General features: G+C 52.1%; 10 protein-coding genes. 8 read left to right on the top strand and 2 right to left on the bottom strand.

Annotation, left to right across the window (positions count from 1 at the left end; genetic code table 11):
• Positions 1–49 precede the first annotated feature (49 nt).
• From DXA36_RS13050 to DXA36_RS13020, 7 genes are all read left to right on the top strand, one after another.
• Entirely contained in the window at positions 50–805 is a 756-nt protein-coding gene (locus tag DXA36_RS13050; RefSeq protein ID WP_118679850.1) for an ABC transporter ATP-binding protein, read from the top strand.
• Positions 783–1,706, top strand: coding sequence for a SufB/SufD family protein (locus DXA36_RS13045; RefSeq protein WP_118679848.1), 924 nt, complete (start codon positions 783–785; stop codon positions 1,704–1,706). The genes DXA36_RS13050 and DXA36_RS13045 overlap by 23 nt, the downstream gene beginning before the upstream one ends.
• A gap of 233 nt (positions 1,707–1,939) precedes the next feature.
• Complete coding sequence (locus DXA36_RS13040) at positions 1,940–2,668, top strand: LytR/AlgR family response regulator transcription factor (protein ID WP_182479058.1); 729 nt, start codon at positions 1,940–1,942, stop codon at positions 2,666–2,668.
• Positions 2,665–3,984 carry a sensor histidine kinase gene (locus DXA36_RS13035; RefSeq protein ID WP_118679844.1) on the top strand — a complete coding sequence of 440 codons (1,320 nt, stop codon included), beginning with the start codon at positions 2,665–2,667 and terminating at the stop codon, positions 3,982–3,984. Before DXA36_RS13040 ends, DXA36_RS13035 begins: the two co-directional genes overlap by 4 nt.
• Before the next feature lie 174 nt (positions 3,985–4,158).
• On the top strand, positions 4,159–4,374 hold the full coding sequence (locus DXA36_RS13030; RefSeq protein WP_118679842.1) for a hypothetical protein: 216 nt from the start codon (positions 4,159–4,161) through the stop codon (positions 4,372–4,374).
• Positions 4,375–4,474: 100 nt separating this feature from the next.
• Entirely contained in the window at positions 4,475–7,969 is a 3,495-nt protein-coding gene (locus tag DXA36_RS13025; RefSeq protein WP_118679840.1) for a tetratricopeptide repeat protein, read from the top strand.
• Positions 7,953–9,653 carry an Hsp70 family protein gene (locus DXA36_RS13020; protein WP_118679838.1) on the top strand — a complete coding sequence of 567 codons (1,701 nt, stop codon included), beginning with the start codon at positions 7,953–7,955 and terminating at the stop codon, positions 9,651–9,653. Before DXA36_RS13025 ends, DXA36_RS13020 begins: the two co-directional genes overlap by 17 nt.
• A gap of 109 nt (positions 9,654–9,762) precedes the next feature.
• On the opposite strand, the gene DXA36_RS13015 is transcribed toward DXA36_RS13020, so the two are convergent.
• Together DXA36_RS13015 and DXA36_RS13010 are read right to left on the bottom strand one after the other, a co-directional pair.
• Positions 9,763–10,830 (bottom strand): PTS transporter subunit IIC, encoded by a 1,068-nt coding sequence (locus DXA36_RS13015; protein ID WP_118679836.1) that lies wholly within the window; start codon positions 10,828–10,830, stop codon positions 9,763–9,765.
• A gap of 167 nt (positions 10,831–10,997) precedes the next feature.
• Entirely contained in the window at positions 10,998–11,510 is a 513-nt protein-coding gene (locus tag DXA36_RS13010) for a transcription repressor NadR (RefSeq protein WP_118679834.1), read from the bottom strand.
• A gap of 520 nt (positions 11,511–12,030) precedes the next feature.
• Between DXA36_RS13010 and DXA36_RS13005 the strand changes: the two genes are divergently transcribed.
• Entirely contained in the window at positions 12,031–13,758 is a 1,728-nt protein-coding gene (locus tag DXA36_RS13005) for a cache domain-containing sensor histidine kinase (RefSeq protein WP_118679832.1), read from the top strand.
• Position 13,759: the final 1 nt, after the last annotated feature.

Raw genomic sequence — 13,759 nt, 5'->3', positions numbered from 1 at the left:
GAATTCTCTGCCTGTATTTTTCCTTTTAAGAAAGAGAAGAGGTGTATCTATGCTTGAAGTAAAACATCTTTCATACACGGTGACGGAAAACCAGGAAACGCTTCCTATTGTTACCGATATCAGTTTTACCGTGAACGACGGGGAGATGCTGGTAATTACAGGCCCGAACGGAGGCGGTAAGTCTACCATAGCCAAGCTCCTTATGGGGATTATCAAAGAAACGGAAGGGACGATCCTTCTGGACGGGAGGGATGTCACTCCCATGGGTATTGACGAGAGAGCCAATGCGGGAATCGGCTTTGCATTTCAGCAGCCCCCTGCTTTTAAGGGGATGACTGTCCGCCGTCTTTTGAATCTGGCGGCGGGAGCTGAGCTTCCGGAGCATGTGAGCTGCCGGCTGCTTAGCAGCGTTGGGCTTTGTGCCAGGGAATATCTGGACAGGGAAGTGGATGCGACGTTGTCGGGCGGGGAAAGAAAGAGAGTGGAGATAGCCACAGTAATGGCAAAGGACCATAAGGTGAGTATCTTTGACGAACCGGAGGCGGGAATTGATCTGTGGAGTTTTTCCATGCTGGTGAAACAGTTTGAGCAGATCCACAGGGAAAAGAAGGAAAGCCTGGTCCTGATTTCCCACCAGGAGCGGATCATCCGTATGGCTGACCGTATTATGGTGGTGCGGGACGGACGTGTGGAGAGCTGCGGCAGCAAAGAGGAAATCGCCCCTCAGCTTTTCCTTGACGGGGCCGGCTGTGCATGTCTGGACAGGGAAGGAGGAAACGGCAATGAAGCTGGATGCAGTTACTGACGGCGTATTACAGAAAATAGATGATATGGGCTTTAAGCAGGAAGGCGCCTATAATCTGCGGTATAACGGGCAGCCCCTTTGTCATGGGGATACGGAGCATATCAGGATCCGGAGGAAAGAGGACAAGCAGGGGATTGACGTTTATATCAGCAGGGAAGCACAGGGAGAGCAGGTCCATATCCCGGTGGTGGTTTCCGCTTCGGGCATTACCGATGTGGTTTATAATGATTTTTACGTGGAGGATGGAGCCAGTGTTATTATTGTAGCTGGCTGCGGGATCCATAATGACGGCTGCAATGACAGCCGCCACGATGGCATCCACGCTTTCCATGTGGGAAAAAATGCCAATGTGACCTATGCGGAAAAGCATTACGGAGAGGGAAAAGGAACCGGGGAAAAGATCCTGAACCCCGTGACACAGATCTATCTGGAGGAAGGCGCGGTCTTTACCCTGGATACCGCCCAAATCGGCGGCGTGGATTCCACGGTGCGCAAGACGGAGGTTCATATGGAGGCGGATGCCAGGCTGTATGTGATGGAAAAGCTGATGACCCATGACAACCAGACTGCGGTATCCGATATGACGGTGGAAATGAATGGTGCAGGAAGTTCCGCCCAGATCGTTTCCCGTTCCGTGGCGAAAGGGCATTCCATCCAGACGTTCCATCCCATTGCCATAGGCAACGCGTTATGCCACGCCCATGTGCAGTGCGATTCCATTATCATGGATAAGGCCCAGATTTCATCTATTCCCGAAATCAACGCCAGGGATATCGATGCCCAGATTATCCATGAGGCGGCTATCGGCAGGATCAACAATGAGCAGATACTGAAGCTGCGTACCTTCGGCATGACGGAGGAAGAGGCGGAAGCCGTTATCATAGAAGACTTTTTAGCTTAAATGGAGATAAAATAAGACGGCGGTGCCGGAACAGGAAGCTTGCCAACCTGTATCCGGTGCCGTTTTTGTTCGTATAAGAGCGGCTTTTTTGTCCGGACAGATAGTAACCGTTCAGACGGCCCTTTGTGCCCTGCGGCATCCCCGTTTCCTAAGCTGCCTTATTTTTATGCTGTTAAAAGAGGATGGTTTACGCTATAATAGAAATGTTGCCAGAAAGAATGGGAGGCTTGAAAATGGTACGTATTGCAGTATGTGATGATGTCAGGGAGATGTTGGGGATTTTATCGGAAATGGTGGGAAAAGAAGCGGAAAGGCTGTCTGAACCCTTTGAAATATGCTGCTTTACAAAAGGAAACTGCCTGCTGGAGGCGCATCATAAAAAGCCGTTTCAGATTATTTTCCTGGATATATCCATGCCGGGTATGAACGGATTTGAAGCTGCCGGAAGAATCGGTGAAAGGGACAGCAAGCCGTTCCTGGTATTCGTCACTTCCAGGGAAGAACTGGTGTTTGACTCCTTTGATTACCGTCCGTTTTATTTTGTTCGGAAACGGGACTTGGAGGGTATGCATAAGGATATGGAAAAGATTTTCGAAAAGGTCAGGGAATTCCGGCTGGAAGAAAAGGAATTTATATTGGAGCTGCCTTATAAACGGAAACGGAGCGTGCGCTGCAGGGATATCCTGTATCTTATCAGCGACGGCAACTATATGGTCTATATCCTGAATACGGGTGAAAATATTAAGATTCGTGGCACGATGAGGGATACGGAAAAGGAGCTGGAGGATTACCACTTTGTCAGGATCCATAAGCGGATATTGGTCAACATGAGCTACATACAGACAATCGATACGGTGAAAAATGAAGTGTTCGGTGATAAGATAGGTTATCTGGAAATCGGGCGGAACTACAAACGGGATATTCTGGAAACGTATTTCGCTTATACCAGGAGCGTGCTATGAATGCGCTCATGCTGAATGTGACGCAAAATATGCTGTTCTTTCTGGAAGCCTTCAGTGTCTCTTATTTTCTTCTCCGCTTCTGCGGCTGTAAATGTAAAGAGCATCAGAGACAGGTGCTGGTATTCCAGACGATGGTAATGGCGGTTCTGTGTACCTTGTCCCCCTATATTCCGCGGTATCTGGTTTTTATCGGTGCGGCCTATATGCCCTGCCTGATCCTGTTTTCCATCTTTTTCCTGAACGGAGGCTTCGGTCAGAAGCTGAAAGCCTGCCTGCTGGTCCTTTGCGTTAAAATGCTTACCCTTCTCGCGGCTTTTTTCATAACGGCGCGCAGCGGCGGATGGACTGCACAGGAGTTATATAACGGGCATGGATGGCATCATATAGCGGTTATGATCCTGCAGAGAGGCTTTCTGGTGGTCATGCTCGGCTGGATTCTCAGGACGGAGGGGAAATACCGGGTCCAGATGAAATTGCTGGAAAAGGGAGTGGTGCTGTCCAACCTGTTCATGTCGGCGGCCTCCTTTGCTATCATCCACCTCATCAGCTACGGGAATATCAACAGGGAATGGAAGGCCTATCTGTTCATCCTTTCCCTGCTGTGCCTGGTGGTGATGAACGGCATTACCTTTTATCTGTTGGAGAAGCTGAACCAGAAAAATGAGCTGGCTTCGGATAACAAAATGCTCCGGCAGAGAGTGATGTATTATGAGAACCACCTGGAACAGGCCTATGATCAGATTGAAGAACTTAAGCAACTGCGTCACGACATCCGGCATTCCTACCAGCTTATCAGCAATCTGGCCGGGCAGGGGAAGAGCAGGGAAGTGGAACAGTATGTGTCTGAGATTCTGGAGGTGGTGAACCGGGAGGATTATGTGGTAACCACGGGAAACGGGTTTGTGGATTCCATGCTCTGCTACAAACTTAATTTTGCGGCCAAAAAAGGAATACAGGTCTGCCATACCGTCACCGCCGGCCTGGAAGGAATCAATAATGTGGATTGCTGCAACCTGATAGGAAATCTGATAGACAATGCCGTGGAGGCAAGCCTGAAACTGCCTGCGGAGAGGCGGAAGCTGGAACTGTTTATCAAAGGGGATCCCCACAAGCTGCTCATCCAGGTGAAAAATGCGCTTGCGGCCTCGGTCCTGGACACCAATTCGGATCTGCTTACCCAGAAGGAGGACAAGGATGTCCATGGTTACGGAATCCGGATTATCCGCAGGATTGCGTCCCAGTATAACGGATGTGTCCGGTTTTCGGAGGAAAACGGCTGTTTTTGTGCGGAAGTCATGCTTTTTCGTAATACATAAACGTTACGGTTCATTCCGTAATCAATAAGACGGAATCTCCCAACATTTGACGGGATCTCCCATTATCATTGACAAAAAGCCAAAAATTGATACTATTATTTATAGATTTTTGTTAGTTTTTTGCAAATATAATGGGAAAAGGAGAAGAAGGTATGACAGCGAGGGGGGTCCGGCATGGAGGAGTACGCGGCATTTGTATCGGAACTATACAAAATGCCATTTTCTATTTCCGATATGCCGGAGAAGAAAAAGCAGTATCACAGAAAAAAGGGGTTGGAGAAAAAGAGCGCCTCTGAAATGATGTTTTCGGATGGAAGTTTTATAAACTATGGTTCGGGAAATTCAGGGCATCAGGGAATGCCGTCCGTCCTTACCTTTCAGGGCAGCTGATTTCAAAATCCGGGGATTTTATTCCCGGATTTTGTTGATCCCGGGGGCAAACGGGATTAAAATGGGAACATGTTGACAGCATAAAAAGGACGGTATTACTATGGATGAAAAGCAGGTTTGGCTGGTTCTGGAAACAGAGGCTACGAAGGACGAAGAGGAGATTAAGAGGGCATACCGGCAAAAGCTGGTCCGCACCAATCCCGAGGATGATCCGGAGGGGTTTAAACGGCTGCGGGAGGCTTTTGAACAGGCGCTGCGTCTGGCGTCAGAAGAGGATCGGGCGGCGGAGGAAATCTGGGAGGGGCCGGTAGGGGACTGGCTTTCGGAGATCCGGGAAGTCTATGCCCGGCTGCCGCTTCGGACGGATGAGCTGCGCTGGAGGGACTTGCTTAACAGGGAGGTCTGTGTAAACCTGGAGACTATGCTGGACGCCAGGGAAGCTTTGCTGCAGTTTTTGACGGATCATTTCCGGCTTCCGGGGAACATATGGAAGATTGTGGATGAAAAGCTGTCCCTGCAGGAGGATATGGAGGATCTGCGGAGGCGTTTCCCGGAGGATTTTCTTACCTATATCCAGAGCAAATGCACCCAGGAGGAGTGGTTCCCTTTCCGGCTGTTTGAAGGGCCGGAGGATGGGGATTATGATACCTGGCTCAACTGCTTCTATGAAATGCGGAATGCCTGGAGGGAGGGAAAGACGGAGGAGACGAAGGCCCTGTACCGCGATCTGGAGAAAACCGGCGTTTACCATCCTTATCAGGATGCCGTTTATGCGGCGGTGCTGGTACAGCAGGAGGAAACAGAAAAAGCAAGGGAACGATTGCTGGCAGCTGTGGAAAAAGCGCCGGAGGATGCCTGGCTGCGGGATATTTCCGGACAGGTGAAAGCGGCGGCGGGGGATGAGGAAGGGGCTTACCGGGATTTTCTGGCGGTTCTGGAAACGGATCCCGATAACTATATGGCAGGCCTTCGCTGCGGGCAGTATGAGAGCGGTCACGGGAAAGAGGAGGAAGCGAAGAAACGCTTGATCCATCTGTTGGACAGCGGCTATGATACGCCTGATGTGAGAACGGCCATCCGTGAAGTGAACAAACGGCTGATTCCCGTTTACCGGGAAAAATGGGAGGCGGATAAGGAAGATTTGTCCCTGTTTTTCAAGCTGGGCTGGTGCCTTCTGCAGAACGAAGAAAACCGGCTTGGAGTCCGGCTGATGGAGACGATTGTCCCGGATGATAAAAACGAGGCGGAATACCACAGTCTGCTGGGACGCTTTTTTTATAATGAAAAAGCGTATTCCCTGGCGGAAAAGCAATTCGGGGAGTGGATCGAAAGCATCCGCAGGGAAAAGCCGGAGGAGGAATCGCAAAAGCAGGAGCTGCCCGCCCGGTTTGCAACCGCATACAGCCTTCTGGCGGCCTCCCGCAAAATGCAGGAAAATTATGCGGGTGCCCTGGAGGCGGTGAAGGAGGCGCTGTCCCACAAGGAGGAGACGAATTTCTTCCAGATGGAGGCAGATGTTCTTTTGAAGCTGGGAAGGTATCAGGAAAGCGTGGATGTATGCGACCGCATTCTGGAAAAGGATAAGGGCTGGCTGCCCGCGCTGGCGGTCAGACAGGAAGCTTATTACGAACTGCATATGGCCCAGCAGGTAGTGGATGATTTTTATGCCATAAAAGAGATCTATGCGGGACTGGCAAAGCCGTATGAACTGGCGGCCGAGGTTTTCCACAGGTACCGGCAGTATAAGGATGCGCTGCATATTCTGGATCAGGCGGAGGAAGCGGGTGTAACCAGCAGGAAGCTGGAGCTGCTGCGGATAAAGGTGCGGCGGATGACGGCGGAGGGAAAGGAAGCTAATGAGGAAGTGTACCGGCTGGCCGCAGCGCTTCTTTCCGGGCTGGAAGAGGAGGAGAAGCAGCTGAAGGAGAAGGCGGAGAACGGCGTCCTGCCGGAAAAAGAAAGAGAAAAGCTGGAACAGCAGGAAGCGGAGGTTTTCCGGGAAATGGCCCTGTGCCAGGCAGGCATGGGGGATCTCAAAGCGGCCCTGGATCGGATCGGGGCGGCTGTCCGTCTGGATCCTTCCTATACCCATATCTGGGTGAAGGGAGATCTGCTTTACCAGAACGGTTCCTGGTCCAAGGCGCTGGAAGCTTATGAAGAGGTAAGGGAAATCCTCCCGGAAAATGCGGATATCTGGACGGATATGGCGGCCTGCTATAAGAATACCTCCCGGGAGGATAAGGAAATCGAATGCCTGGAGCAGGCAGTGCGCCTGAATCCCGCACATCCCCGGGCTTACGGAAGGCTGGCGGCCTGCTACCGGGAAAAATACGGGCAGCGGGAGCAGAAGGAGGACTACGACAAGGCGCTTGCTTACAGCAATAAACAGCTGGAGCAGACGCCCGAAGCCTATTACTATATTGAACGGGGGCAGCTTTTTATAGAAAGCGGCCAGTGGCAGAAGGCGGAAGCGGATTTTGAGAAAGCGGCACAGCTGGATCCGGATAATGCCTATGCGTATTATAATTGGGGCTGTTCCTGTAAATACAGCGGCAGGTACGAGGAAGCGGCCCGGCTGTTGGAGAAGGCGGTTTCCCTGCGCACACCGAAGGAATCCCTTGTCTTTTTCAGAGGGCTTGGGGACTGCTATGAGCGGATGCGCCGGTTTGACAAGGCAGCAGCCGCCTATGAGCAGAATAAAGCCGAGTTCCCGGAAAATGCGTCGGTGCGCTGGGATTTGGCGGAGCTTTACTGCAAAATCGGGACGGAAGAGATGCTTGACAGGGCTGTCCGGGAAACCGAAGATATCCTGAAGCTGAAAAATATACGCCGGGCCTATTATCTGGTGAAGCTGGCCGGGATTTACCGGCTGAAGGAGGCATATGGGAAGGCGGAAGAGATATGTGAAAAGGCCCTGCAGGAGGAGCCTGGCTATTCCCGTGCCTGTATGGAGCTGGCGGAGCTTTATCTGGAGAACATGAAAAACAGCAGGAAGGCCCTGAAAACTATGAAAAACGCAATCGCATCCCTCCGGGAGAGCGATGCTCTTTATGCGGACTGCCTCCGGGTGATGACGCAGATCCTGGGGACCAGGGGCAGCTGGAAGGCGGCCCGCAGCTATGGGGATAAGGTTATCGGCATCTGGGAGAAGGAATACGGCTCGCTCCGGGCTTATCTGGGCATGAAAAAATACAGGAATGCCAGGCTGTATCTGTTGGGCAAGATCTATTACTTTTCAGGACGCCTTACCGAAGCGTCGGACTGTTTCCGGGCCATGACCCCGTGCCTGAAGGGACCGGAAGACGGAGGGAAGGAGCCGGCCGGCGGGGAAAGCGGAATGTGCCGGCACTGCAGCAGCCGGGACTGCTGGGAATATTATGCGGGGCAGGGCCTGCTGGCGGAAGCGGCGGGGGATTATGCGGCGGCCTGCACTTATTACAGGACGGCGCTGGAAATTGACGGCAGTGACAGCGCAACGAGAAGCCGGTTCGAGGCATGCAGGGAAGAAGCGGAGGCAAAGAACCGGCAGCCGGGCTTTTTCCTGAAAAAGAAGGTATTTGGCGGAAAGGATAACGAGCATGATAATAGGAATTGATCTGGGTACGACAAACAGTCTGGCAGCATATTTTACGGAAGAAGGACCGAAACTAATTCCTAACCGTCTGGGAAACCGTCTTACCCCGTCCATCGTGAGCATTGATGAAGAGGATCAGGTATATGTGGGAGAAACCGCAGGGGAGCGGCTGGCGCTGTATCCGGATACGGCGGCGGAGGTGTTCAAGCGGAGCATGGGAAGCGGCAGGAAATACCGTCTGGGGAAAAGGGAATTCACCGCAGAAGAACTGTCCTCCTTCGTGCTGCGTTCCCTGAAGGAGGATGCGGAAAGCTATCTGGGAGAAGAGGTGACGGAGGCTGTAATCAGCGTCCCCGCCTACTTTAATGATAGGAGAAGGAAAGCCGCCAAACGGGCGGGCGAGCTGGCAGGGCTTAAGGTGGAACGGATCATCAGCGAACCCACAGCAGCGGCAATCGCCTATGGCCTGTATGAAAAAAAGGGCGGCAGCAAGTTCCTGGTATTTGATTTGGGCGGCGGAACCTTTGATGTATCCATTCTGGAGAGGTATGATCCGATCCTGGAGGTGCGGGCCGTAGCAGGTGATAATTTCCTGGGCGGGGAGGATTTTACGGAGGTGCTCTACGACCTGTTCCTGAAGCGCCGGGGCATCCCGGAAGAAAGCATAAGCCTGAAAAAACGCCTGTATATCAAGAAGCAGGCGGAGCTTTGCAAGCTGGGATTTTCGGCCGGGCGGGTGTCTGTCATGCGCTGTGTCCTGGACGGCGAAGAAATGGAAGAGAGCTTCAAAATAGCGGAATATGAGGAGGCCTGTGCCCCTCTGTTTGATAAAATCCGGGGACCGGTGAAACGCAGCCTTTCGGATGCGGGAATCCGGCTGTCCCAGATTGACGAGGTGGTTCTGGTGGGAGGCGCCACGAAGCTTCCCCTTGTCCGTCAGTTTATCGGACGGCTATTCGGCAGGGTGCCGGATACCCATATTAATCCGGATGAAGCGGTCGCCCTGGGAGCAGCGGTACAGGCGGCCATGAAGGAGCGGAACAAAGCGATACGGGAAGTGATTCTGACCGATGTGTGTTCTTTTACCCTGGGAACGGAGGTGGCGGTGAAGGAACGGATATCCGGGCAGTTTGAAGGCGGGCATTTCTGTCCGATTATAGAACGCAATACGGTCATTCCCGCCAGCAGGACGGAGCGCTTTTATACGATTTATGACGGCCAGACGAAAATCAGCATCCCCGTCCTCCAGGGAGAAAGCCGGTTTGCCTCCAACAACCTTCTTCTGGGTAAGGTGGAGTTGGAGGTCCCTGAAAACAAAGCCGGGGAAGAAGCCATAGACATTACCTATACCTATGATATCAATTCCATCCTGGAGGTGGAAGCCACCGTGGTATCCACCCGGGAGCAGACCAGGAAAATCATAAAAGGGGAAGAGGACGGCATGACGGAAGAAGAGATCGAAGAACGCTTCCGCGAACTCTCCTTTTTAAAAATCCATCCCCGGGATCAGGAGGAAAATAAACTTCTGCGTTTACAATGTGAACGGCTTTATGAGGAAAGCCTGGGCGATAAACGCCGGCTGGTGGAGAGGGAGCTGCGGAAATTTGAAGAAGCGCTGGATACCAGGGACAAGAGCCGGATTGAAGAAGGCAGGGAGGAACTGAAGAAGGCTTTGAAGGAGCTGGATGATTTTTGGGAGGAATAGAGAGTGCCTGAAAATCCATTCCATGCAGGAACCGATCAGACGGATGACAGAAAAACACCATGCCGTACCATTGTCAAAATGGCGGGCATGGTGTTTTTCCGGTTCCGGATCAGATATCCAGCTTCATATCGCCGGGCTTAATCCAGCCTTTCCTGCGCATGAGTTCGCTGAACACAAGGGCCAGGACGGCAGGGGCGATGACATGCATAAGGATTATCTGGATCAGGACCAGAGCCGCGCCCATTCCCTCCCCGGTCATGGTCTGGAAGGCCATGATCTGGCCTACAAGCCCGCAGGTCCCCATACCGGATCCGGTGGCGTTGTTGGTCATCTGCAGGACGCAGGTGGAAATGGGGCCGAGGATAATGCTGGCAAAAATGGCGGGCAGCCAGATAACCGGCTTGCGGATGATGTTGGGCATCTGCAGCATGGAGGTCCCCAGTCCCTGGGCTACCAGCCCGCCGGTTTTGTTTTCCCGGAAGGATGCCACGGCAAAACCTACCATATTTGCGGCACAGCCAACAGCGGCCGCGCCGGCAGCGATTCCGCTCAGGTTTAAGGATACGCCGATGGCGGCAGAGCTGATGGGAAGGGTGAGGGCGATTCCCATCAGGGCGGAAACGATGATGCCTGCCCAGAAGGGCTGCTGTACGGCACCCCAGTTAATCAGTTCCCCCACCTTGGTCATAAAGGCGGCGATAGGAACACCGATGGATAAACCGACAAGAGAACCTGCCGCAATCGTGGTGATCGGGGTTACCAGAATATCCACCTTGGTTTTTCCTGCCACAAGCCCGCCGATCTCCACCGCCAGATATGCCGCAACAAAAGCGCCAAGAGGCTCCCCTACGCCGGCGAGGGTGAATACCCCTTCCGTGAGGATGGTGCCGCCGATGATGGTTTTGGCATAAGCGCCTATCATGCCGGCTGCGGCGGCGGATACGGTTACAAGAGGCGGCATTTTGAATTTGCTGGCTACGCCGATTCCGATTCCGGCCCCTGTGAGTTTTTTGGCAACGGTGGCAACTACAATGATATAGGCGCCGATGCTGCCGCCTATCAGATTTCCTGCCTGCTCCAGTATTGTTCCGACCAGAAGCGTGGCAAACAGGCCCTGCGCCATACCGGAAAGGCCGTCGATAAATATCCGGTTGCAGAGTTTCTTTCCTTTTTCCATACTCTTTTCCCCTCTTAAGAACTGTCTGAACGGTTACGTTCTGCTACCCTTACGGGCATGTTATGTACATGTTCCGGCTTCCTTTGCTGAGGAAGCCGGAATATGTGATTTGACACATGTAAATACAGGTGTCTTGTCACCTTGAGGTATAAAATAGCACATAAGGGTTATGAAAGCAAGTACTTTTTTTCTGCCAGCGCCTTTTCTATGGAGTCCAGGATCGCTTCGCTTTCGGCTTCCACTGTGTGGTAGTGGATGTCATCCGTAAGTTCCTTCAGGGGTTTCGTCTGTCTGGTGTTTATTTTATGGACAAATTCCTGTACGTCTTTCCGGCTGGAAATAATAAGGTTCACCGTGATGGTACCGTATATAGGATGTGTGATGACAACATCCAGCACCTTACCTCCCAGATCCACGATGGTATTCAGTTCGTCGGCAATCTGTTCCGTGGTATGGGAAACCATAAAGCAGCGGTTGCAGCGTGCCGCGGGGGGCGAATAAAGCAGGTATCCCCTGGCGGTGGACAGGATGTCGCGGTTGGTTGCCCGTAGTAAGGCGATATCCTGTACGATTACCTGACGGCTTACCCCCAGCCTTTTAGCCAGTGCGGATCCGGATAAGGGTTCCCCGGCAGCGGCAAGAAGTTCAAGAAGAGTCTTTCTGCGGTTTTCTCCGTCCATGCGGATCCCTCCTTCTCTTTTTTTACAAAACCGTTCCGAAGCGGTGGGATGCCTGCCGCCGCGTTTTCACACGTTATGCGCGGCGAATGCCAGGACCTGTCGGAACGGTTACCTTTTGTTCGATTGTAGCACAGGGAGGGGAGGGGCGCAAGGCGGACTGCACTCAGAAATTTTATCTGCACCCGGAGCGGTTTTGTCTGACGGGGAGGTATGGAAGGGGCTAAGTTAAAGATATTACCAAAATATCAAGTATATTTCATAAATTATTTGAAAGGTACCCCTTATAATGAATAGGGGGAGATATGGCAGTCAAAAACCCCGCCGCAAGCAACGGGGCATCAAACTTGAAACGCCGTGAACGGCGGGATATTTGACCCTCGCGGCAGTCGCCAAGTGAACGCGCAAGCGCGTTCGTTTGGCTCGTTGCCCGCGGCAATAAATGGAAAACAAGGGAACGGTTTGGCAGGCCGGGATATGGAATGCAAAATTGGAGTGATAAATAGATAAAGGGGCGTAGGGGATGCTTCGATTTTTAACGGAAAGGCTGCGGGAGAGACATAAAAGGCTGCTTCACGAGTATGTGGGTATTTTTATTATCATGGGGACGGTGCTTTTTCTGTCTTTTCTTGTTATCGGATATATTGCCAATTCCACCACGATGGAACAGTCCCGGAACTCTTCCCGGGTGGTTTATAAGCAGGCAAGGGAGCAGATGGAGCAGTTCGAGGAAGAACTTAAGAATATGCAGATGAACGTGGTGAAGAATGAATCGGTGCTTTCTTTCCTGGAGGCTGCAGAGGTGTATGAGAGGCTTCAGATGCTGGAGAATGTCCAGAGTATGGTGGGTATGAACCGGAGGATTAACCGGAATCTGGAGAATATCATCTTTTATGACAAAGACGGAAAGCTCATATTTGCTTTAGGGAATGTATTTCTGGACAAGCCGGATCTGGAGCTGAATGAGATGCTGAATTTTTCGGGAAGGATGTGGGATGAAACCACAAGACAGGCCTGTTTTGAAGTGGGCATGCCTATTTTTAAGGAGGAGGCGGGAGGCTATACTATGCTGGGCAGCGCCTACCTGCTGTTTAATGTGGGAAATCTTCAGGAGATTGTGGACAGGGCACTGCTGAATGCGGAATCGGCAATCGCGCTTGTCGACAAGAGCGGGAGGGCGATTGTCAGGGCGGGAAAGTGGGAGGATTACTACGGGGAGTATGAGACGGATCGGGAGGATAAGAGCAGGCTTGTGTATGCGGATTATGTAGGGGCCACAGGCTGGAGGATCGTAAATGTCATTCCCAAAAAGGCGCTGCTGTCGGGGGCTTCCCAGATGCGCAAGATTACGTATGTTACTTTTCTGGCGGTCGTGTCCATGATGGTTTTCCTGTGCGCCATGCTTTACCGGCACATTCTGTATCCGATTTCCCGGCAGATAGCTTTTATGGAGGGGTTTACGAAGGATACCAACCGGCGCATTGAGGTGCTTGAGGATAACGAAATCGGGGAAATGGCCCGGAAAATGAATCAGATGCTTGACGATATTGAAGAGCTGAACGACGAGATCCTGGAATCCAAACGCAGATATCTGGAGATGGAGTATGCCAAGAAGCAGACGGAGATGATCGCTTACAGAAGCCAGATTAATCCTCATTTCCTATATAATACCTTCAATTGTATCCGGGGGATGGCCTTGTATCACGGGGAAAAGGAAATTGCGGATCTGACCATGGCCCTGTCCAGCTTTTTCCGGTACAGCGTGCAGGGGGAGGAAACGGTGACCGTGAGGGAAGCGCTGGAAAACCTGCAGAGATATGCCCAGATTATCCGGTACCGGTTTAACGGGAAGCATAAAGTAGAGGTGAATGCTTCCCGGGAGGTATTCCTGATTAAAATCCCTAAAATGCTGATGCAGCCCCTGGTGGAGAACGCGGTGCTCCATGGACTGGAGACAAAGGTTGGGGAAGGCACGGTGCGGGTGGATGTCTGGCAGGAGGAACGCAGGCTTGTGGTACGGGTAAAAGACAATGGATGCGGTATTCCGGAAGAAAAGCAAAAGGAACTGCGATGGGCGATGGAATGCTTTGACAGAGAAGAAACCATACCGGATAACGGGCACGGGATTGGTTTCCTGAATGTTTACAGACGTATGCGGCTTTTTTACGGGCAGGATGCGGTATTTACCTTAGAAAGCAGAGAAGGGGAAGGTACGGAAATAAGGATGGTTTTACCGGTGGGAGGAAGATGAT

The sequence above is a fragment of the Eisenbergiella sp. OF01-20 genome, assembly GCF_003478085.1.
Classification (GTDB): Bacteria; Bacillota; Clostridia; order Lachnospirales; family Lachnospiraceae; genus Eisenbergiella.
The sequence above is the reverse complement of the archived record's forward strand: the minus strand, read 5'-3'. Positions and strand labels throughout refer to the sequence as shown.